Raw genomic sequence first — 22204 nt, forward strand, 5'->3', positions numbered from 1 at the left:
TCGCCTCAGACCCCGTCACGGAACAGTGAGATAGTCCACCTACTCCTGCATCATAAGCCGTCGTTTGGCAAAAAGGCCCTCCATGCCAGTAGGCAGCCTCGATTTTGTTTTCGCACAATCGTCAGGTGCGTATTCCGGCCCAACGTGACCACTCATTCGGGTTCTACCCCACCGTAGCCGGCAAGTGGAGGACCGTTCTTCACCCGGGGAGTCAGTCCATAGCCTTCCTCGCGAGGCAGATGGACGAGCATGGTGAATCGACTTGATCGCTCGACAAGCGTCCCTATCGCTGATCGGTTCAGACCGATGATCAGATCACCCTCCCAGTGACCTGGCAACGCACGATCTTCTACCTCGGCAGGACGACGGGAGATCATGACGTCTTCGCTGACGTGCGCCCATGCTTTGGCCTGCGCCCTGGCTCTCGGTACACGCAACGCCCGCCCGGTGCGCAGACAGCTCACCAGTTCGCGCTTGCGAGCGGCGCGCCCCTGAATGAAGAGAGCTTGGTATATGCATTCATGAGAGATGCGCATGGATTCGTCATCCGGGAAATCAATCCGCAGCCGGTTCGAAATCTGTTCAGGCGACCAGCCATTGACCCATTTACGGTCACCGCGATGGGGTTTGTTTCGACCCTTGAACGGTGCCTGTAGAGGCCCAGCAATCTCACGGCCACCTGCGTCCTGAACCTTACCCTCCAAGCGCTCTTGTACGTAATGGCGCAGTCGCGGGTTAGTCACCAGTTTCGCCTGCTTTGGTCTTTTGGCAATCAATTCCGCTTTCCACTGCGCAACTGANTTTCAAGTCGGCGAGCAATCTCACGTATGCTAACACTTTGCGCCTGGAGCAGCCCGATCTCTTCTCGCTCAGACAACGACAAATACCTTCCTAAAATGGGGGTAGACATGAACAATGGCATTCCGCCGCGATGACGAAACCAGCGTGCGCCTACCGCTGACGAAACGCCAATAGTCTCTGCCGCCTTCTCGCTTGTGATCCCGGTTGCAATCTGCTCCCAAAATAGCCGCTCGGTCTCACGGCGAAGTGACGGCGCACCTGGTGAGCGCATCGCACCACGCCCGGTCAATTCCTGCATCCATCCCGCAGGCCTTCCCATAAACACCTCCAATATCAAAGGTGTTGCGACGACCGGTTGAATCCACCATGGTAGCCCCGATCTGAATGAAACTGTCGGTCTCTCACCAGATGCCAGCGTACCGATGGCCTCATCAAGCATGTCGTGCACAAGATCGGCATTGGGTATCGGACTGATTGACCAAATGACCATCAGACCGTCGAAGCAATCGATCCTCGGTGAGAGATGGACCTTGCCGGAAGGGATCGCGAACTCGCTCAGGTCCGTAAGCCACTTTCTGTTCGGCGCAGGCGATCGGAAGTCTCGAGCGATGATGTTATCCGGCGCCGGACTCAACTCACCGCGATAGATTTTGAAGTGGTTGCGCCGTGTGCTGCCAACCACCAGGCCTTCTTCCAGCATCAGCCGGCGGACCACCTTTTCAGAGACCTGTGATCCGCTGCGCCGAAGGCACTCGCCAATGCGCCGATAGCCATAGCAGCGGTAGTTGCTCTCGAAGATGATCCCGATCTCTTGTCGCGTCTCGGCATACTTATCGGGGCGCTGCAGCGCTTCTCGGTCGTAGTAGTACGAGCTCCTGGGCAGGTCGAGGGCCGTGAGCAGCGTGGCGAGCGGATACATGTTTTTCAGGGCGTCAACCAGTAGGGTCTTCTCCTGATTGCTCAGGGCCCGCGGATCGACACCCTCGTCTTTTTTTACGAGTTCGTTCGCCTTGATGAGAATGTCGTACTCTAGTTGTAGTTCGTGGACGCGCTTTTCGAGGGCTTCTACTTCGGCCCTCAGTTCATCACGATCGTCATCAGTGGTCCGGTTACGTCGTTGCTTCATCGTTATGCCCGTCTCAGCGTCGAGTAGCTGGTTACGCTATTTATACAGGGCTTGACGGGTGACGCCGAACTTGTTGGCAACCTCAGCGGCCGAGGTTTGACGGGTGCATAGGTCAATGACCGCGCGTTTTCTCTCTGCACCCGAGCGATCTGCCGGCGCCACCAAGTTGGGCAGTTTCGTCGTTGCAGCTGGCGTTTCACCGTTCAGCCAGGTACGCTACCACCCTTTACTCGGATAGCCGAGCACTCTGACCGTTCGAGCGAGGCATTTGCCCGTAAGGAAATACTGTTCGACAGTTCGGCGACGCTCAGCCGCTGTGTATTTTGCCTTGCGCTTTTTACGCGGTGGTACCTGGCCGGAAGCCGCGTAGTTTCGATACCAACGCCGTAGCTGCTTCTTGGACGGATAGCCGAGAACTCGGACCGTTGCCGCCGCGCTCTTGCCATACTGGATGTACAGTCCGATAGCCTTCAGGCGATCAGAATAGGAATACATGAACTACCTCCAAAGTAGTCCAAGATTTTGGCCGCACCCTCGGGGGTCAGTTTTATATTGCCGTTGACAATTGGTTTACACTCCTTCCAAGGCATCTGAAGTCCTCCCTCAACAGCGTTATTATGTCGATGATGGTGCTGTAAAGGAGTTTTCTAAATCTGGTGTTAATTGAGATGGCGTCGCGTGGACTGAGTGCTCGTGTGTTTGCCTGACAACTGTAGTTCTTTGTCTTTCTATGTAATCGTTGTCGGCGCGCCTCTCAGGCTACACAGAACAACACCAGTCTCCTTGATCATGTAGTCGTCGTTGCTGAGGGCGACCACTTCCTTCACTCCATCGATGAAATATTTGATGGTGGTCTGTGACCTCGTCTCGCGGCTAAATGTCATGATCGGCGCTGTGCATCGAACGCTTCTAATTAGATAGGTGATGCCATCTTTGCAGACCGCGTCGAATTCATCCAAATGTTCCAACATTGAAGCCGTAACTCCACGCGCCTCTCGTTACGAGAGTTGATAATTATTCGTCTAGTGATGCTCGGATATTTTCCAGGCGCTCAATCATGCCGATGAATTCGTTCAGTAGCTCGAAGTCAAAGAAACGCTGGTCTCGTTGCAGAATCTTCAGAGTGTCATCACAACTCACGCCCTTGTGGTAGGGCCGGTCTTCCGTGAGGGCATCAAAAGTATCGCATATCCTCATCATCCTCCCGAAAATGGGGATTTCATTTCCGCCTATGCCGGCGGGGTAACCAGTTCCGTCATAGTTCTCGTGGTGGAAGAGAACCGTGTCCCTGACGCACTGTTTAAGACCCAGCGGATAGATAATTTCGTGTCCGATATTCGTGTGCTGCTTGATCAACATCATTTCAGCCGGAGTAAGTCGAGAAGGTTTGTTGAGGATGTGCTCGGGTATGGCCATCTTCCCGATGTCGTGAATCTCGGCGCCTGTTTTGAAAGTCGCAGTTTGCTCGTTCGAATACCCCAAGTGAAGGGCAAAATTCTCGGCATGTTCCCCCAGGCGCTGATGGTGCCCAGCAAGATCCGGATCTCGATATGACACAATGCGCTCTACGAACTGAGCAATCTCATCCATCTCCGGCCCCGAATCCCTTCCACCGTTTGCTATTTTGAGGACGTTTCAAAGCCCTATGCGCACCGGCTTGGTGGGTTTTGTACAACGTTTGTCCAGGTATTGTCAAATTGATAAGCTACGGAGCGTTAGTAATCTAGATTTTTCGGTGCTGGGCCAAACTTGGCCAGGGACGGGTTGAGTTTTACCAGGGGTCCGTATCGTCACCTTTCCCGCCAGTACAGCGGGTGCAGCCACTTGGCGCCTGAAGCACACCCGTGACGTGGAGGTCGACGACGACGGTTCGCTTCTCCTGATCACCGATCAGGAAGACGGACGTATTCTGCGCATCACGCGGCCCTGATCCGGCTCGGGGCGCAGATCAAAAACCAGGACACCCATTAAATTCACCGCAAAACTTGCACGTTGTCGGCAGGACTCGGATCATGGCCGAGAGGACACTTCGCTGCACAGGGCTTGGGACCGAGGAAGGCACCGATGCTGAATTTCATTCGACAGGGCGCAGGCCCGCCGCTTCTCCTCGTGCACGGCCTCGGCGGCTCGTGGCGATCCTGGACCACGATCCTTCCTGCGCTTTCCGAGGCGCGCGAGGTTGTGGCCCTGGACCTGCCGGGGCATGGCGAAACTCCGGCGCTTGCCGACAGCGGCACGTTCAGGGCGCTCGCCGACAGCGTCGATGCCTTCATCACCGAACAGGGCCTTGACGGCATCGACATCGTCGGCAGCTCGCTCGGCGCAAGGATCGTGCTCGAGATGGCGCGCCGCGGCAAGGTCGGCGCGACAATTGCCCTCGATCCGGGCGGCTTCTGGCAAGGCTGGGAAAGGAAGTACTTCCGTGCCACGCTCATAGCGTCGATCCGCCTCTTGCGCGGCCTTGGGCCAGCATTGCCGGCCCTCTCCCGGTCTGCCGTGACCCGCAGCATGCTGCTGGCGCAGCTGTCGGCACGGCCCTGGAAGCTGGACGGCGATATCGTGGCGACCGAACTGAAGAGCTTTGCCGCGACGAAGACCTTCAAGGCGCTCGTGCGCGACCTCGCCACGGCGCCGGCACAGGAGGGACCGGCGGCAGAGACATCCCGTCCCGTCGTCATCGGATGGGGGCGCCAGGATCGCCTGTGTCTGTCGCGCCAGGCGGCCAGAGCGAAAGAAGCGTTTCCATCCGCCAGGCTGCACTGGTTCGGCACATGCGGCCATTTCCCGATGTGGGATCGGCCCGAAGAGACCATTCGGCTCATCCTTCAGGAAACGGAAAACCGGGACACCCACGACCCCGATTTTCTCGGCTAAATCAGGCTCGTCTCGGTCCGCTGGGAGGACAAGAGCGGAGTTTTCTGAGAGAAGATTCACAGCATGGTGGATTCTTTGCACGACAAGCCTTGCAGCCCGGGGATTGTCTTGGGCAATGTAGTCGGCCTCTTGGTTGAGGTTTTGAAGGGCTGTGGCCAGCCCTGCTGCAACGCAACTTATGCGTTCGACACCGAACAGACATCGCTCAGACGAGTGAAGGTTAATAAGAAGTCTGTGCCAGGCTTTTTAACACTAGTAGAAAAAGACGTCAGTTTCCTGGGCTCTAGGCTTGCAGCCTGAGCAGCGATTGCGCGACCTTAAATCTGCACTTTTCTCATTTTGGAGGACTTTAACATGGACCAGGATAAAGAGATGATGGGGGGAAGCTGGGGCCGGTTTGCGGCGATGATTGCGACATCGGCTTTTATTATGTTCTTCTTGATGTACCAGCTCGTCTACTCGTTCGATCATGCAACGTTCAGTATAAACCGGTTGGTCGCCTCCCTGGTTATGGCCTGTGTCATGACTATCGTCATGCTTTCATTTATGTGGTCAATGTACAAAGGCAAGGGTACCAAGATTGCGGTATTGGTTGTAGCGGCAGTTTTGGGCGTGGTTTTACTATTCGTGAATAGGGGCCAGTCGCTGATCGGGGATGGGAACTTTATGAAGTCTATGATTCCTCACCACTCAATTGCCATCAACAACGCGCGCAGAGCAAGCATCAGTGATCCTCGAGTCCGCGAGTTGGCTGATGAAATTATTGCGGCCCAGGTTCGCGAAATTGCCGAGATGAAGCTGCTCCTTGAGGACATCGATCGGAACGGAGAAAGAGGGGAGGGGGCATTACCCCCGCGCTCTACTGAGATAACCCCTGAAATGAGACGTAAAATCGAAGAGGTGGTGCAGTAACAGGACAAATGCTACCGATCTCCGGGGCTCCTTTAATTGGTCCAGAGCCGGGTCTGAATATACTATTTCCGCAACTTTCATGTTTGGCCAGATTTACCTGAATACCTATCAGCCTGACCATGTGTGGCTCAGCCAAACTCGCCTGTTTATGACCTTCATCATGGCGGGCTCAATGGCGTTGGTCATGCTCTTCTTTATGCGGCATATGGACAAGGACAAGCGCGCAAATATAGCGATGGTAGTTGGGAGCACGCTCCGGTACCACCAGTCCTTATACAGGAAAATTCAGACGATATTCTCTGCCTGTAGCCGGCTACGCGTTGCTCGCGGTCGTGGGAAAAAGAGCGTAAAAGTGGTGCTACCCCCGGCCGAGGCTGCCTCCACGCGGCCACCGTGGGCCTCGACTATGGAGCGCACTATGGCCAGCCCCAGTCCGGCGCCCTCGGTTTGTCGCGTCCTGGAAGGATCAACACGGTAAAAGCGATCAAAAATGTTGGGCAGGTGTTCAGCAGGTACCGCTGGCCCCGGATTCAGCACGCTCAGTGAGACTTCTTGTTCCGACGGCATGGCCAGCCGAATCAGTACCGCGCCACCCGGGGGCGTGTGGCGGATGGCATTGGATAGCAGGTTGGAGATCCCCCGGCGCAACATGGCGCGATCCCCCTGGATGATCGGTGCGTCGCCCTCCAGAGCCAGTCGAATGTGTCGCTCCTCCGCCAGCGCCTCGAAAAAATCGAAAAGTTCATTGACCTCACTGGCCAGATTCAGCGGCACCTGTACCAGTTTGAGCAGGCCATGGTCACTTTTGGCCAGCCACAGCATGTCATTGACCATCTTGGCCAGGCGTTCCTGTTCCTCCAGGTTGGAATACAGGAGTTCGCGGTATTCTTCGGCGGACCTGGCCTTGCCCAGCCCGACCTGGGTCTGGGTGATGACGTTCGTCAGTGGGGTACGCAGCTCGTGGGCGATGTCGGCAGAAAAGTGTGAAAGACGAGTAAAGCTGTCTTCCAGGCGACCGATCATATGATTGAAGGAGATTACCAGGTCCTGTAATTCTCGCGGGACCGAGGATGGCGCAAGTCGCACGTGCAGCCGGTCAGCCTGAATGTCTCCTATCTTATTGGAGAGTGCTCGAAGAGGAGCGTGCGCCTGGTGTACACCATACCAGGCGGCGATCAGGATAGTGACGCCGGCGAGACTCATGATCAGCCACAGGCTGGGGCGGAACCGACGAAGAAACTGCAGGTGGAAGTCCATGTCGATGGCGGTGATGATCGTGTAGTTCTGGCCATTGACGCTACTTTTTGTCAGCCCCCCCCGAAACGTCCTCTCGCCTGCCTGCCAGGTCTGCAGGTTGTCCGCGAGAACACTGGCCACGGGTGTGAGCGTTTTTGCTGCTTGCGACAGAACCGCCCCGGGGGTGCCGTAGACAACCCTGTCTTGCCGGTCCCGAACCTGAAAATACACACCGTGGTGTCCCGATACCGCGCGGGACAAGGCCTCGCGCCTCAGTTTCTGGTCGTTGCCGCCATGGCGCAGGGCATTGATTACGGCTTCATTCACCACCGTAAGTTCACCGGCATCCTGCTCCGCAAAGTGGCGTTCGACGGCACTGAGCACCAGGTTCCCGATCAGTAGGAGACTTAGTCCGATGGCCAACCCGACGAATGCAATTACCCGCGTGGCCAGAGACAGTGGCTGCCGTTCAGTCGGCTTCATCGTTGGTTTCCACGTCAAGCTTGTACCCCATGCCGCGCACGGTATGGATCAGCTTGGGCTGGAAGTCGTCATCCATTTTGGCGCGCAGCCGGCGAATCGCCACATCGATCACGTTGGTGTCGGAGTCAAAGTTCATGTCCCATACCTGGGACGCAATCAGAGAGCGAGGTAATACCTCACCGCGACGACGAACCATCAACTCCAGAAGGCAAAATTCCTTGTGGCTGAGATTGATTTTCCTGCCTGCTCGGGTGACGCGGTGCTTGGGAAGATCGAGGACCAGATTGGCTACATGCAGTTGGTCCGACAGTGTGGGCGTGGGGCTACGGCGTAGCAGTGTACGCACCCGGGCCAACAGTTCGGCAAACGCGAAGGGCTTGACCAGGTAGTCGTCAGCGCCCAACTCCAGGCCCTTGACGCGGTCGTCAACCGAATCACGGGCAGTGAGAAAGAGTACGGGGGTCTTGCGGTCCGCGTCACGTAACGACTGCACGATTCGCCAGCCGTCCACATCCGGCAACATGACATCCAGTACAATCAGGTCGAATGACTCGGTCATGGCCAGATGATGACCGTCGAGTCCATTGCGCACCAGCTCGACGATGAAGCCAGCTTCAGCCAGCCCCTGGCGGAGATAATCGCCTGTTTTCACTTCGTCTTCCACCAACAGCAGTCGCATGATGAATGTCTCCAGGTCGTGCATTCCAGCCTAGATGGCTGTGCCCAACACCAAGATTACACAATGATTACGAAAGTGTAATGAGTGGGTCACGCAACAGACAGGGCTCACTGGTTACGCTGATCTTGGGTCTGGGAAGGATACGCTATTCACATTCATCGTGCCCTGCGGAGGTCTTTTATGCCCGAACGTAAAATCGATAACGAGAGAAGGCGACTGCTTCAGGCGTTAGTCAGTACCGGCCTGCTCGCCGGCCTGGACACGCTACTGCCAACCTATGCGCGCGCTGGAAATGGCCATGATGGGGTCACGATGGCGGGACGGGTTCCGGGCGGACCGGCGCACGACGTGGTGATGGACCTTCACATCCGGCGCAAGACTATCGATATCGCCGGTGGCCGGGCGTCGGCAATCACGATCAACCATTCTCTGCCCGGACCACTTGTGGAACTGTGGGAAGGCAGAAATGCTCTGTTGCGTGTGCACAACCACCTGGACGAGTCCACTTCCGTCCACTGGCACGGCATTCTGCTGCCGTTCACCATGGACGGAGTTCCAGGCGTGGCCTTCCCCGGGCTTGACCCGGGCAATATCTTCGAAGCGCATTTTCCGGTACGTCAGTACGGCACCTACTGGTACCACAGCCACACCGGCGTGCAGGAGCAGCTCGGACAGTATGGTCCGCTGGTCATCCATCCAGAGCGCCGCGAGGACCACATCCCTGCCGATCGCGAATTTGTGCTGGTGCTCAGCGACTGGACCTTCGAGGACCCGCACAAAATCGTCGCGACGCTGAAGAAAATGAGCGACTACTACAACTTCAATCAACGTACCGTTGAGGATCTCGCCGAGGATATTTCCGCGGCAGGTTTGCAGGCAACGCTGCGCGACAGACTGGCGTGGGGGGAGATGCGTATGTCGCCGCGCGATATCGCGGACGTCACCGGCTATACCTACACGTACCTGATGAACGGCATGCACCCGGAGACCAATTGGACCGGATTGTTCAAACCCGGGGAACGGGTGCGGCTGAGAGTGATCAACGCTTCGGCAATGACCTACTTCAATATACGCATTCCGGGCTTGCCCATGACTGTGGTGGCGTCTGACGGCCAGAATGTGGAGCCCGTCGAGACTGATGAGTTCCAGATCGGTGTGGCGGAACGCTATGACGTTGTGGTCCAGCCTCGGGAAGATCAAGCCTATACGATCATGGCCGAATCCATGGACCGCAGCGGCTTTGCGCGCGGCACGCTGGCGCCGCGACCTGGCATGAGCGCGACGGTGCCGGCACTGCGGGAGCAGCCAAACCGCACCATGGTAGACATGGGTATGGCCATGGACAATATGGCCATGGACGATATGGGTCAGCCCGGTCATGGCGAGAAGAACATGTCTGACATGTCCGGGCAGGGCCATGCAATGGACGCCGAGAAGCAGGGAGACCACCCGATGTCGGGCATGGGTGAGGACGATAGCCTCGCCCTGATGGAGCCAGCCGGTCCCGTCGTCGCCCGGCACGGGCCGGACCAGCACGGCCCCGGCAATATCAGCGTGGCCGATGTCCAGCGTGATCGTCTGGCGGAGCGAGGTACTGGTCTGAAGGACGTTCCCCACCGGGTTCTGACTTACAGCCAGCTGCGCAACACCAAGGCCATGGCGGACCGGCGCGAGCCGAGCCGCACGGTGGAGCTTCACCTGACCGGCAACATGGAACGCTACATGTGGTCCTTTGACGGGGTGAAGTACACTGAGGCCGACAGTCCGATCGATTTCCCCTACAACGAGCGCGTGCGGCTGGTCCTCATCAACGACACCATGATGGAGCACCCCATCCACCTGCATGGCATGTTCATGGAGCTGGAGAACGACCAGGGTGACTTTCTGCCGTTCAAGGACACCATCAGCGTGCTGCCGGGGTCGCGGGTCTCGCTTCGGATTACCGCCAATGAGCCCGGTCGCTGGGCCTTCCATTGTCATTTTCTCTACCACATGGAGATGGGCATGTTTCGCGTGGTCCGCGTCATCCCGACTGAAAACGAAGGAGCCCGTAATGCGTAATTCGATTCTTGATGGCGCTATTGCTCTGGTGCTGCTGGGTTCCATCTCCACGGCCATTAACGCTGCACCCGAAGACACCAGGCCAGCCGAACTTGCCGGATCAGAAAACCGCCAACGGGACACTGAGGAAAGCGACAGCTTGCCTGGCAAAATCACGGACCCGGATATTGTCCTGCCGCCGGGTGATCGCGCCTCATTCAGCGGCGCACCCGCTGGCTGGAAGAATTTCATCCCGGATTCCAAAATATATACCTTTACCATATTGGATCGCCTCGAGTATGGCGCGAGTGACGAAGGAGATTCGTACCTGTGGGGCATACAGGGCTGGGTCGGCGGTGATTACAACAAACTCTGGTGGAAAACCGAGGGCGAAGGCCCGACGTCCGGCGATCCGGAAACAGTGGAGCTACAGGCGCTGTATTATCGTACGATTGCGCCATTCTGGGGTGCACAGGCAGGCCTGCGGCATGACACGACCAGCTCCGGGCCGGACACCAGTTACGCGGTGCTTGGCCTGCAGGGCCTGGCACCTTATTGGTTCGAGACAGCTACCGCCCTGTTCGTCAGCGACGAAGGAGACGTGAGTTTTCGTGGCGAACTCGAATATGACTTCCTGCTGACCCAGCGCCTGATTCTGCAGCCGAGACTGGAGTTCAATCTCAGCGCCAGCGATGTCCCCGAGCGGGGGCTTGCCAGTGGCCTCAATAGTACCGAGATGGGATTGCGCCTGCGCTATGAGATCAAGCGCGAGTTCGCGCCCTACATTGGTGTACGCTGGGAGCAGCTTTACGGCGACACCGGGGACATCGCGGAAAACGCGGGTGAGCCCACTTCGGTGACGTCGTTGGTGCTCGGGTTTCGAGTCTGGTTTTAGCGCACAGGAACAACTGGAGGAGTTATGGCGAAGGAGCAGGATAGAACAACACATTACAAGGAAGGTAGCCTCACGTTACCGGGAACGGTGATGTTGGGAACCGGCGTCATGATAGGCGCGGGCATTTTTGCGCTGACCGGGCAGATGGCGCAAATGACAGGCGTTCTGTTCCCGCTGGCATTTCTCGCTGCCGCCGTTGTCGTTGCCTTTAGCGCTTATTCCTACATCAAGATTTCCAACGCCTATCCCTCCGCCGGAGGCATCGGCATGTATTTGCACAAGGCCTACGGCGACCGGTTGCCGACGGGCTTCAATGCCTTGCTGATGTATTTTTCGATGGTGATCGCCCAGAGTTTTCTGGCGCGCACTTTTGGCTCATATACCATGCAACTCTTTGGAGGTGACGAAAGTGGCTTGATGGTGCCCGTTCTCGGCGTGGCGCTTATTCTTGCAGCGTTCCTGATTAACCTCTCAGGTAATCGACTGATCCAGGGCGTGGCCTCTTTCATTGGTGTTCTGAAGATCGTCGGCATCCTCATTTTTGGACTGGTGGGAATCTGGATCGCTGACAGTCTCTCGGTCGACTTCTCAAACCCGGGAGAGGCCGGAACCGCAGGCAACTTCCTTGGCGCAACGGCACTCGGGATACTGGCGTTCAAGGGCTTCACAACGATTACCAACAGTGGTTCTGAGGTCAAGGACCCAACACGGAACGTGGGTCGTGCCATCGTGATCTCCATCGCAGCCTGCGTGGTGATCTACACCCTGGTCGGCTTTGCCGTTGCGAGTAATCTTTCGCTTGCCGAAATCATTGAGACACGGGACTACTCCCTTGCTGCCGCCGCCCGACCGGCATTGGGCAACTATGGCGTCTGGTTCACGGTGGCCATTGCCATGATGGCGACCGCTGGCGGAATTCTGGCGAGCATTTTTGCAGTCTCGCGGATGCTGGCGATGCTGACGGAAATGAAACTGGTTCCCCACAGCCACTTCGGCATGCCGGGCAGTATCCAGAAGCATACGCTGGTCTATACCGTGGTTCTCGGCCTGTTCCTGACGGCATTCTTTGACCTGTCCCGGATCGCGGCGCTGGGAATCGTGTTCTACCTGATCATGGACATTGCCATTCACTGGGGTGTTATCCGGTATCTCCGTGAGGACATCAAGGCCAGTGCGTGGGTGCCAGTCACCGCAATTTTTCTCGATGTTCTTGTGCTTGGAGGCTTTGTCTGGGTCAAGCTGAATTCCGATCCGTTCGTGATTGGGGTTGCTGTTGTCGCAATGATCGTCATAGCGATTGCCGAGCAGATCTTTCTAAAAAGATCGCTGTCGGCCAGACAAGCGGGACAGAAGGAATCTCATGCACACGACCACTGATCCCCGGAATTGAAACGGACATCACTGATTTCAGTGCTAACCCGTATTGTTTGAAAAAAACCGGTACAGGGGAACGAATATAACCGCGATGTACCAGCCATACAGGTAGGCTTCCACCAGGCCGATCGCAAATCCCGACCACGTCAACCACTCAAAGCCTGGCAACAAGGGAGCCCATGCTTCGTACATGCGCATTTCTTGCGGAGCGATAAGACCAAACCCCACACACAGCAAGTAGCTGATTGCGAAGAGCATTGAAAGACTGTTCCCCACTGGGGATATCTGTAATCGAGAGTCTTTTGAAGTCGGGTTCTGCATGTTCTTTTCCTCGCAGCAGTGGGCATGGCAGGATAATTAGAGCAGGGAAATACGCAAGAAAGTGGGCAGCGTGCACGCGCGTTTTTACGGAGTGTAGAATAGAAACGTTTACCTCAGCATGGCCAAAAGATTACAACTATGTAATTATTGGGTAATCATTCTGTTGGGTCTCTCTTCTATTATAATAATTGAGGATGTCTGCCATGGCCGCGGTTTATTACGAGCTGAAGTAAGAGGTCACATGGGGCGTTCTGTGTGGAGTATTGATGATTCGAGACAGGCGAAGGCGCACACGGACGATTTGTAGCATACGCTGTGTAGTGGCACTGATATTGGCAGCGCTGTGGCAAGCTTCTGCTGCGGCGGTACCTGCCTGTTGCGCCATGGAGAAAGCAGCAGACGCGCTGGCGCCAATATCCCAGCCTGCTGACGCTCGCCTGGACCAGGAGACGATGCGTCCTGTGGCCTTTCCACCGGCGCCGGTCTTTCCTTTGCTACGGCCTCCCATCGTCTGATTTAACGCGCGCAATCCGTTCTGAATATTCAGGCAGGGGAACCGGCCTGGAAGGGCAGGCTTATGCAAACAACCCTGTCGCTGAAACCTGAATTTCATTGGCGATGTATCGCCGGAGGTAACCATGAATCTATCGCGAGTTAAAGGCCTTGTGCTGGTCCTGCTTCTCGCGCTCGACGCAGCGCCGGGCAGTGCGCAGACACAAGACGCAGAGTTGACCGTGAGCGAGGCCATAGCCATCGCCATCGAGACTGATCCCTGGCTGACGGGCAGTCGCCTGACACAAGCTGCGTTGACTGCGGAGGCGATTGCCGCCGCCGCTCTGCCGGATCCCAGAATGAATTTGATGGCCGGTAATTTTCCTGTCGACAGTTTCGATATCGATCAGGAGGCAATGACACAGTTTTCAGTCAGTGTCAGCCAGATGTTTCCGCGGGGGGATACGCTCTTACTTGCGAAGCAAAAAAGGCTGCAGCTTGCACTGCAACATCCGCTGTTGCGGGAGGACCGCCGGGCCAAAGTGACAGCCACGGTTGTGCAGCTGTGGCTGGATGCCTATAACGCGCAGGAAAGTATCCGGTTAATCGAGCAGGACCGGTCGTTATTCGAGCAACTGGTCGACTCGGCACAGGCGAGTTATGCCTCCGCCGTGGGTCGTACAAGGCAACAGGACGTCATACGTGCCCAACTCGAGCTGACGCGACTCGAAGACCGATTGACGGTTCTCGCGCAACAACGGGAAACCGCACAGCGGCGGCTTTCCGAATGGATTGGCGTCCCCGCGCGGAGTCCTCTCAGACCCGTGATGCCGACAGAGCACACAGCCAAACCGGTATCGATCCAGGCTTCCGGACAGCAGCGTTACGAATGGGTTAGCAATCACCCCACCCTGCGAGCATTGGACATGCGGATCGAGGCCATGGAAACCGATGTCGACCTCGCGCGACAGAAATACAAGCCAGAGTGGGGCCTCAATGCCCAGTATGGCTATCGGCACCAGGATCCGTTGGGCCGCGACAGGGCCGATCTGTTTTCTGTTGGTGTCACCTTTGACCTGCCCATATTCACCGCTAACCGGCAGGACAAGGCAGTCAGCGCAGCCGCAAGCCGTGCCGAGACGATCAGGACCGACAAACAGTTATTGATACGCCGACTGATGGCGGAGCTGGAAACGGCCACAGTACAGCTGGCACGGCTGGGCGAGCGGAGGGCGCTTTATGCAGATCAGCTGTTACCGCAAATGGCCGAGCAGGCCGAGGCCGCTCTGGCGGCCTACAACAACGATGACGGCGACTTTGCCGAGGCGGTGCGCGCTCGAATCGCCGAGTTGAATGCCAGGATCGAAGCACTCGCCATCGCCGTTGAACGCCAGAAAACCATCGCACAGATCAATTACCTGCTTGCCGAGGCGTCCCCCGACGCCGCTCAGCCGCTGGAAGACTTCTGAGGTGCAGACAATGAAATCCTATGCAAAGATCCTGCTGGGCGTCGCTATCGGCGTGGTGGTGGGAGCGGGCGGCATCGTGTTGTTGGGTGATTCAGGCGAAGATGGCGTCAATGCAGCCGCCGGCGCGAGCGAACCCCTCTACTGGGCGGCGCCCATGGACCCGGATTACAGGCGCGACCAGCCTGGAAAATCGCCGATGGGCATGGATCTGATCCCCGTCTACGAGGGTGAGGGTGCCAGCAGCGAGGCAGGCACTGTTGAGATTTCGCCGCATGTTGTCAATAACCTCGGTGTTCGCACCGCCCCCGTCGAATCGGGTCGCCTGCAGCTGGATGTGAGAACAGTGGGGTATGCGCAGTACGATGAGGATCGCCTGGTAAATATCAGCCCACGGGTGGAAGGCTGGTTGGAGACATTGCACGTCAAGGCCGCCGGAGACCCTGTCACGCAGGGCGAACCGCTCTATACGCTCTATTCTCCGACTCTGGTCAACGCTCAGGAAGAATTGTTGCTGGCGCTGAAGCGGGACAATCCAGTCCTGATACAGGCTGCCGTGGAACGGTTGTCGGCTTTGCAGGTACCGCAGGCGAGTATTGAGCGGCTGCGCCAGACACGTAAACTCAGCCAGACGATCACCATCGCCGCGCCGCAGTCAGGTGTTGTAGATAACCTGAGCGTGCGCGAGGGGATGTATGTAAAACCTGGCTCAATGCTGATGTCCATAGGGCAGCTTGAGCACATCTGGGTTATCGGCGAAGTGTTTGAGCGTCAGGCCGGTCTTGTCAGCGTCGGCGACAAAGTTCGCATGCAGCTCGATTACCTACCCGGCAAGGATTTGATGGGTCAGGTGGACTATATCTACCCGTCACTGAACGAAAAGACGCGCACCGTGCAGATTCGCGCGCGGTTTGATAATTCTGACGGGTTGCTAAAGCCGGGCATGTTCCTGCAAATGGTCATCGACACTCAGCCCGGCGCTCCGACCCTGCTGATCCCGCGAGAGGCGTTGATCCGCACGGGGACTCAGGCGCGTGTGGTGCTGGCCCAGGGTGAGGGTCGCTTCAAGTCGATTGCCGTCGAGGTAGGGCGCGTGGGGGAGCGGCAGGTTGAGATTCTCTCGGGTCTCAGTAAAGGGGAGCGCATTGTCACCTCTGCGCAGTTCCTGATTGACTCGGAGTCCAGCAAAACTTCGGATTTCAAGCGGATGTCACACGTGATGGAAGAGGATCACAGTCAGCACGCTGGCATGGGAAAAGGATCGACTTCGGATTCCAGCATGGATCAGGGCAAAAAGCACGGTAGCCAAGCCCGTGAGGAAAGCGACCGTGATTGAATCCATTATCCGCTGGTCGATTGGCAATCGCTTCTTCGTATTGCTCGCCACCGTGGTCCTGATTGGCGGTGGGCTGTTTGCGGTGAAAAACACGCCGGTAGACGCCATTCCAGACCTGTCTGACGTCCAGGTGATCATCAAGACGAGTTATCCGGGACAGGCGCCGCAGGTCGTCCAGGATCAGGTGACGTATCCCCTGACCACCGCCATGCTGTCGGTGCCGGGGGCCGTTACCGTGAGGGGCTATTCTTTTTTTGGCGACTCGTTTGTTTACGTGATTTTTGATGAGGACACGGATGCCTACTGGGCGCGCTCGCGCGTTCTGGAGTATCTGTCCCAGGTCGCGCCCACCCTGCCACCCAGCGCCAGGCCGCAGCTGGGGCCAGATGCTACGGGTGTTGGCTGGGTGTATCTCTACGCCCTGGTGGACCGCACCGGTACTCTAGACCTCAGCCAGCTGCGCAGCCTGCAGGACTGGTTTCTGAAGTACGAGTTGCAGACAGTGCCTGGAGTTTCTGAGGTCGCCGCGCTCGGTGGCATGGTCAAGCAGTATCAGGTGAAGGTGAACCCCGAGAAACTGCGCGCGTTTGGTATTCCGTTGTCTCACATCCAGATGGCCATTCAGCGAGGTAACCAGGAGGTGGGTGCCTCGGTGGTGGAAATGGCTGAAGCCGAATACATGTTGCGGACAAGCGGCTACATTCAATCCATTGAGGATCTCGCCAACATCCCCCTGGGCGTGGACGACAACGGCACGCCGTTGCTACTCAAGGACGTAGCCGACATCGGAATGGGGCCTCAGATGCGGCGGGGCATCGCCGAGCTCAATGGAGAGGGCGAGACGGTTGGCGGCATTGTGGTGATGCGCTTTGGCGAGAACGCCCAGGAAACCATCGATGGTGTTAAAGCGAAGCTGGAGACGCTCAAGGCAGGTTTGCCTGAAGGAGTGGAGATCGTCACCGTTTATGATCGCTCCGGTCTGATTTCCCGTGCGGTCGAAAGCCTGTGGAAAAGCCTGGTCGAGGAGCTTGCCATCGTCGCGCTTATCTGCGTTATATTTCTCTTTCACGTCAGGTCGTCCCTGGTGGCAGTCATCAGCCTGCCATTGGGAATCCTGACAGCTTTCATTGTCATGTACTGGCAAGGCATCAATGCCAATATCATGTCTCTCGGTGGCATTGCGATTGCGATTGGCGCCATGATTGACGGCGCCATCGTCTTGATCGAGAACATGCACAAGCACATGGAGCGCACGCCGTTAACGCCGGAGAACCGCTGGAAAATCGTGGCGGAATCAGCGACAGAGGTGGGGCCAGCACTGTTTTTCAGCCTGCTGATCATTACGGTGAGCTTCATGCCGGTTTTTACTCTGGAGGCTCAGGAAGGCCGTATGTTCAGTCCGCTGGCGTACACCAAGACCTATGCCATGGCCGCCAGCGCGGCTCTCGCGGTGACGGTCATACCGGTATTGATGGGGTATTTCATTCGGGGAAAAGTAGTCGCTGAAAACAGGAACCCGGTCAACCGGTTTCTGATCGCGGGGTATATGCCGCTGCTCAAGGGTGTGTTGCGTTTCCCCAAAGCCACGCTCCTCATGGCGGCGCTGATCTTCCTGGTGGGAATATGGCCGGTACACAAGATCGGAAGTGAGTTCATCCCTGATCTTGACGAGGGTGATCTCATGTACATGCCCACGACCTACCCTGGGCTGTCTATCGGCAAAGCCAGGCAACTGTTACAGCAGACCGACAAGCTGATCGCGACCGTGCCGGAGGTGGAGACGGTTTTCGGCAAGATTGGCCGTGCAGAAACTGCCACAGATCCCGCGCCGCTGACCATGATCGAGACCTTCATCCAGCTCAAACCCAAAGAGGAATGGCGCGAGGGAATGACGCTTGAGAGCCTGAAGAAGGAACTGGATGCACTGGTCAAGTTCCCCGGTCTGACCAACGCCTGGGTAATGCCCATCAAGACCCGGATTGACATGCTGGCCACGGGGATCAAAACCCCGGTCGGCATCAAGATTGCGGGCGAGGACTTGAACGTAATCCAGGATATCGGCCAACAATTGGAGCAGATCCTGAAGGATGTTCCGGGCACCGCCTCGGTCTATTCGGAACGGGTCGCGGGTGGGCGTTATATCAAGGTGGATATTCAGCGGGGGAGGGCGGCGCGCTATGGTCTAAACATCGCCGATGTACAACAGGTAGTAGCCACTGCGATTGGCGGTATGAACGTGACCCAGACAATCGAGGGGCTTGAGCGCTATCCGGTCAATCTGCGCTATCCGCAGGACTATCGCGACTCGCCCGAACAGCTGGAGCTTTTGCCGATCGTCACGCCCGGGGGGCAGCGCATTGCGCTGGCCGACGTGGCAAGGGTCTACATCGAGGATGGTCCTCCGGCGATCAAGAGCGAAAACGCGCGGCTCAATGGCTGGACATTCGTGGACATTGAAGGTGTGGATGTCGGTACCTACGTTGAGGGCGCCATGGTGACCGTCCAGGAGCAGTTGGAGTTGCCGGCGGGCTACTCGGTGTCCTGGTCCGGTCAGTATGAATACATGTTACGCGCCAAGGAAAAGCTGATGTACGTGGTGCCTTTGACGCTGGCTATCATTATCGTCCTGCTCTACATGAATTTTCGTAATGTCGCCGAAATTGCCATCATTCTCGGAACTCTGCCACTGGCGGTCATCGGCTCCATATGGTTGATGTACCTGCTGAACTACAATTTCTCGGTGGCCGTGGCCGTTGGGTTCATCGCTTTGGCCGGGGTCACGGTGGAGATCGGGATTATCATGCTGACCTATCTCAACCAGGCCTACACACAGTTACTCAGCCGCTGCGCCGAAAAGGGCGTGGAACCGCTGAAGCGGGACGTGCTGGAAGCTGTCACAAAAGGGGCCGGCCTTCGTGTAAGACCGGTGATGATGACGACAGTCTCCACCATCGCCGGTTTGCTTCCTATCATGCTCAGCTCTGGTACCGGCGCCGAAGTGGTTAGCAGAATTGCGGCACCAATGGTGGGCGGTATGATAAGCGCAGTCGTGTTGACTCTGCTGGTTTTGCCCGTGGTGTATTACCTGTGGCGGGGTTTTCGGTTGCTGTAGTTGTAGAAGTTAAAAGACATACAGTATCCGGGCGAATAGGTTCATACCCTGAGCCGGTAGGCGCTGCCCTGTCGCGACATCAGGGTTACTCACCCTATTGTAGCCGCCCAGATGCGGGGCGTATTTCCTGTCGAACAGGTTTTCCGCGCCCACGGCAAGTTGCAGGACGGGACTGACGTGCCAGGTGCCGCGCAGATTCACCACCCCGTGGCCCGAGGAAACCTGCTCCCGGTTAGTCTTGCTGACATCGCGCTGCGCCGCGTATACGACGGTCTCCAGCGTTGCGCTCATCGAGCCGAGGTCCAGCGATGTCCGCAGCGTCGCATTCGGTGGCGCGATGCGGTACAGATCGTCGTGGATATCCCGGCGCTTACCGCGCACGTAATTTAAAAGCCCGGAGAACTCAAGGCGATCACTGGCGCGCCACGACCAGTCCATGTCGAAACCATATAGCTCCGCATCGACGTTGCCGAAGCGCAGGGGGTCGGGGCGCTGCGTCCCGTTGGTAGCATTCATCATGCGGACCATCCTCGTGGCCGGGTGATCTTCCGCCAGCGGGGTGCCTTGGATATAGTTGTGGATGCGGGTGTAGAACACGCGCGGATGCAGTTGCATGCGCTCGCTACTGTGATCAACCCCTAATTCCACCGTCCGCGCACGCTCCGAATCCAGCGCGATGTCCCCGATATACAGCTGTCCATCTGCCAGACCACCGGTGGCCTCCAGGGGCAACCAGAGGTAGCGCTCCTGGTAACTTGGAGCCCGCTGCTTCTGTGCGACACCTGCGTACAGCACAAGCGTGTCACCAAGGTGGTGGTTGAGCTTCGCCACCAGGTCGACGTTGCTGTCCGTCTGCTCGCGATCTGCCGCGTTGAAGGCTTCGCGAAGCGCCTGCGCTGGCGGCATCATCATCGCCGGCGTCGCATTGACTGCACCAGCGTCGCTGCGCGCGCGGTTGAGCCGCAGTCCTGCTTCACCGCGCAGCCGCGAGTTGAAAGACTGTCCGCGCTCAACGAACGCCCCGAGGACGCGTCGCTCTGCACGATTGAAATTATCGACGAAGAACATCGGATTATTTGGGTTGTCGATATTGGAGTCGTGCTCTTCACTGAAGCCGTCAATCCCGACACGCCATAGGCTACGGTCATCTCCCTTGGAGACCTGCAGGCGGAAACCGCGGTTCCGGGTTGTCGCGATGTTCTTTCGGTGCAGCGCCGATGCCGGTGGCGGACGCAGGTGAAAGTTGCTCATGCCGTGATCGAGCTCGCTTGCATAGGTCGCGGCGACAACCTGCAGTGTGTTCGCGGGCTCATAGCGATAGGTTGCCTTGTAAAGGTCGCCCTCGAAGTAGCTAATGTCCATGGGCAGGGCCGGTGTGCCGGCGTCGCCGGTATCGTTGTGGCCATAATCCAATTGCAGGCCGTGATCACCCCAACGCGTTCCATAACCTACGTCGTAGCGCTCTCGTTGGTAGCGCGACGGCAGGATCTCCCCGCCCGGAAACTCGGCGTCGTCACCATCCTGCAGCATTGCCGACAGCTTGAAGCGGTGGTGTTCATTACTGCCCTGGATGTCCGTATCCAGCTGGTAGCCAGAATTTATTGACTGGCCGCTGCCCACGAGCCGCCCCTCAAAGTGAAAATCCTCGCTACCGCCGAAATCCATGCGTCGCGTGCGTGCGTCGATGGCCCCACCCAGAGATTCCTGCGCTACGCTGACCGGCGCGATACCGCGATAGACCTCAAGGCTTTCCAACTGAGCCGTGACGGCATAGGAAATTGGGGGGTCCATCCAGTTGGGACCCGCAGGCGCCAGCTGGGAGCCGTCCATGGTTACTGCGATCCGCGGGCCGAACAGGCCGCGGTATTGTGGAATACCGGTGAGCGGGCCATTGCTGGTCACATTGGCGCCTGGAGCATGATATAGAAGCCGGGCAGCGTCGGGGGCTACGGACAAGGCCGTGGTCACATCGATGGTGCGCGAGTCATGCCGCGCGGACACCAGTAGTTCTTCAAGATCCTGGGCTGTAGCAAAAGGGTTGGCGGCTGCGCCCAGCAGGACGCAGCAGAAAATATGTGTTCGCATAGTTATCTCCGTCGGGCGGCGATAAGCACAGCCCGATACAATAGTAGGGAGCTGTCGCAGACAGGCCCCGGTCAATGGAATGAGTGGTGTCGCCGTCAGAGCCGGCGCGGAGAGTCAGGCCGGGGGCGAACGTACCGGCGGGCGCAGCCACGAAGCTTCCCGATGTGCGGGTTCGCGCTGAACGGTTTGCACCAGCAGCGCGGGTAGGGGTTTGTCGGCCGCAACGAAGGCCTTGCCAAGGGAAACCGTACTGATGCCGGCAAAACGACAGTCTGGTTCCGCAGAAGTGGTAGCACCGGAACTGTCGCCGTCGAGACCGCCATGACCGTGTTGATGGTGGTCGTGATGGTCCACGGCGGGTGCAGCGTTTGTCAGCGCATTGATGAGCAGCGAGCTGCGGGCATCGCCAGGACAGAGGTGGAAAGCGGTGCCGGAGGCCAGGGGCGCAGCCATGTATCCCGGCGGAACGACGGCCACGGCGATCAGGTAAGCCAGGACGGCAAGGCTCACCATCGCCGGACTGCGGGCCTGTCGTGTAAGTTGGATCAGCGGCATAGTAGGAGAATTGTATCGCAGTCCAGTACTTTCCGGTTGATTTTTGAATAAATTCAGCTAGTTGCAATCCATGTCGTGCTCGTGCGTCTGCTCGGCGTCGAAAATGTCATTTTTTAGGGGATATAGATCTGCACCTTAACGGCATACTCCGGTGTGCCGTAGTACGTATTGATTCGGAGGTCGCTAGACTCCTGACCGGGTACATGCGCTCTTTCCAGATGCAAAAATTCCCGGGTAGCCTGGTTGGCGGAACAGGCTCGCCGGGCATCAGCCAACTCAGCCTCAACGTGGGGTGCTATTTTCGCGGTGAAGTTAGGTGCCATTTTGATCTCCTCGGACGGGTATAGGTAGTGTCCCCATGAGTGGTGTAAATCTTCACGGTGGAGTGGCGGCCACCGTGGGTCTCCGTAAACTGGA

Annotated in this window: 17 protein-coding genes and 2 pseudogenes; 8 read left to right on the top strand and 11 right to left on the bottom strand. The window is 57.5% G+C overall.

The genetic code is table 11. The annotated features are described in order from the left end of the window. Positions 1-164 precede the first annotated feature (164 nt). The 5 genes and pseudogenes from Q6D67_RS19255 to Q6D67_RS19270 all read right to left on the bottom strand — a co-directional run. Positions 165-1099: pseudogene (locus Q6D67_RS19255) on the bottom strand (IS30 family transposase); the annotation flags it as partial. Between the two features lie 123 nt (positions 1100-1222). Beyond that, positions 1223-1927: pseudogene (locus tag Q6D67_RS19260) on the bottom strand (IS3 family transposase); the annotation flags it as partial. A gap of 216 nt (positions 1928-2143) precedes the next feature. Next, entirely contained in the window at positions 2144-2422 is a 279-nt protein-coding gene (locus Q6D67_RS21935; RefSeq protein WP_370551996.1) for a helix-turn-helix domain-containing protein, read from the bottom strand. A 233-nt stretch (positions 2423-2655) separates the two neighbouring features. Continuing rightward, positions 2656-2898 carry a hypothetical protein gene (locus Q6D67_RS19265; protein ID WP_304707302.1) on the bottom strand — a complete coding sequence of 81 codons (243 nt, stop codon included), beginning with the start codon at positions 2896-2898 and terminating at the stop codon, positions 2656-2658. A gap of 43 nt (positions 2899-2941) precedes the next feature. Then, a complete protein-coding gene (locus tag Q6D67_RS19270; protein WP_304707303.1) occupies positions 2942-3517 on the bottom strand; it encodes an HD-GYP domain-containing protein in 576 nt (191 codons plus the stop codon). 474 nt (positions 3518-3991) lie between these two features. Here Q6D67_RS19270 and Q6D67_RS19275 point away from each other — a divergent pair, with 474 nt between their 5' ends. After that, positions 3992-4801, top strand: coding sequence for an alpha/beta fold hydrolase (locus Q6D67_RS19275; protein ID WP_304707304.1), 810 nt, complete (start codon positions 3992-3994; stop codon positions 4799-4801). Positions 4802-5155: 354 nt separating this feature from the next. Beyond that, positions 5156-5713, top strand: a complete 558-nt coding sequence (locus Q6D67_RS19280) for a DUF305 domain-containing protein (protein ID WP_304707305.1) — start codon at positions 5156-5158, stop codon at positions 5711-5713. A gap of 285 nt (positions 5714-5998) precedes the next feature. Here the strand turns inward: Q6D67_RS19280 and Q6D67_RS19285 are convergent, their stop codons facing one another. Both Q6D67_RS19285 and Q6D67_RS19290 read right to left on the bottom strand, forming a co-directional pair. Continuing rightward, the gene (locus tag Q6D67_RS19285; RefSeq protein WP_304707306.1) at positions 5999-7432 is read right to left on the bottom strand and encodes a heavy metal sensor histidine kinase; all 1434 of its coding nucleotides are present in this window, start codon (positions 7430-7432) and stop codon (positions 5999-6001) included. Further along, positions 7419-8111 (bottom strand): heavy metal response regulator transcription factor, encoded by a 693-nt coding sequence (locus Q6D67_RS19290; RefSeq protein ID WP_304707307.1) that lies wholly within the window; start codon positions 8109-8111, stop codon positions 7419-7421. Before Q6D67_RS19290 ends, Q6D67_RS19285 begins: the two co-directional genes overlap by 14 nt. Before the next feature lie 180 nt (positions 8112-8291). Between Q6D67_RS19290 and Q6D67_RS19295 the strand changes: the two genes are divergently transcribed. Genes Q6D67_RS19295 through Q6D67_RS19305 form a run of 3 tightly spaced genes read left to right on the top strand, consistent with a single transcriptional unit; the run spans position 8292 to position 12423 of the window. After that, positions 8292-10172, top strand: coding sequence for a copper resistance system multicopper oxidase (locus Q6D67_RS19295; RefSeq protein ID WP_304707308.1), 1881 nt, complete (start codon positions 8292-8294; stop codon positions 10170-10172). Beyond that, the gene (locus tag Q6D67_RS19300; RefSeq protein ID WP_304707309.1) at positions 10165-11046 is read left to right on the top strand and encodes a copper resistance protein B; all 882 of its coding nucleotides are present in this window, start codon (positions 10165-10167) and stop codon (positions 11044-11046) included. Before Q6D67_RS19295 ends, Q6D67_RS19300 begins: the two co-directional genes overlap by 8 nt. Positions 11047-11070: 24 nt before the next feature. Beyond that, a complete protein-coding gene (locus Q6D67_RS19305; protein ID WP_304707310.1) occupies positions 11071-12423 on the top strand; it encodes an APC family permease in 1353 nt (450 codons plus the stop codon). A gap of 36 nt (positions 12424-12459) precedes the next feature. Here the strand turns inward: Q6D67_RS19305 and Q6D67_RS19310 are convergent, their stop codons facing one another. Then, entirely contained in the window at positions 12460-12741 is a 282-nt protein-coding gene (locus tag Q6D67_RS19310) for a DUF5676 family membrane protein (RefSeq protein WP_304707311.1), read from the bottom strand. Positions 12742-13379: 638 nt separating this feature from the next. Here Q6D67_RS19310 and Q6D67_RS19315 point away from each other — a divergent pair. The 3 genes from Q6D67_RS19315 to Q6D67_RS19325 are packed head-to-tail and all read left to right on the top strand — an operon-like array spanning position 13380 to position 19147. Further along, complete coding sequence (locus Q6D67_RS19315) at positions 13380-14702, top strand: TolC family protein (protein ID WP_304707312.1); 1323 nt, start codon at positions 13380-13382, stop codon at positions 14700-14702. Positions 14703-14712: 10 nt separating this feature from the next. Beyond that, positions 14713-16035, top strand: coding sequence for an efflux RND transporter periplasmic adaptor subunit (locus Q6D67_RS19320; protein ID WP_304707313.1), 1323 nt, complete (start codon positions 14713-14715; stop codon positions 16033-16035). After that, a complete protein-coding gene (locus Q6D67_RS19325; RefSeq protein ID WP_304707314.1) occupies positions 16028-19147 on the top strand; it encodes an efflux RND transporter permease subunit in 3120 nt (1039 codons plus the stop codon). The genes Q6D67_RS19320 and Q6D67_RS19325 overlap by 8 nt, the downstream gene beginning before the upstream one ends. 9 nt (positions 19148-19156) lie before the next feature. Here the strand turns inward: Q6D67_RS19325 and Q6D67_RS19330 are convergent, their stop codons facing one another. The 3 genes from Q6D67_RS19330 to Q6D67_RS21940 all read right to left on the bottom strand — a co-directional run bounded on the left by Q6D67_RS19330 (position 19157) and on the right by Q6D67_RS21940 (position 22110). Further along, entirely contained in the window at positions 19157-21232 is a 2076-nt protein-coding gene (locus Q6D67_RS19330) for a TonB-dependent receptor (protein ID WP_304707315.1), read from the bottom strand. A 114-nt stretch (positions 21233-21346) separates the two neighbouring features. Beyond that, complete coding sequence (locus tag Q6D67_RS19335) at positions 21347-21742, bottom strand: hypothetical protein (protein ID WP_304707316.1); 396 nt, start codon at positions 21740-21742, stop codon at positions 21347-21349. Between the two features lie 158 nt (positions 21743-21900). After that, positions 21901-22110 (bottom strand): DUF3703 domain-containing protein, encoded by a 210-nt coding sequence (locus Q6D67_RS21940; protein ID WP_370551998.1) that lies wholly within the window; start codon positions 22108-22110, stop codon positions 21901-21903. Positions 22111-22204: the final 94 nt, after the last annotated feature.

This window comes from Haliea sp. E1-2-M8 (assembly GCF_030649675.1).
In the GTDB taxonomy this organism is placed as follows: domain Bacteria; phylum Pseudomonadota; class Gammaproteobacteria; order Pseudomonadales; family Halieaceae; genus Haliea.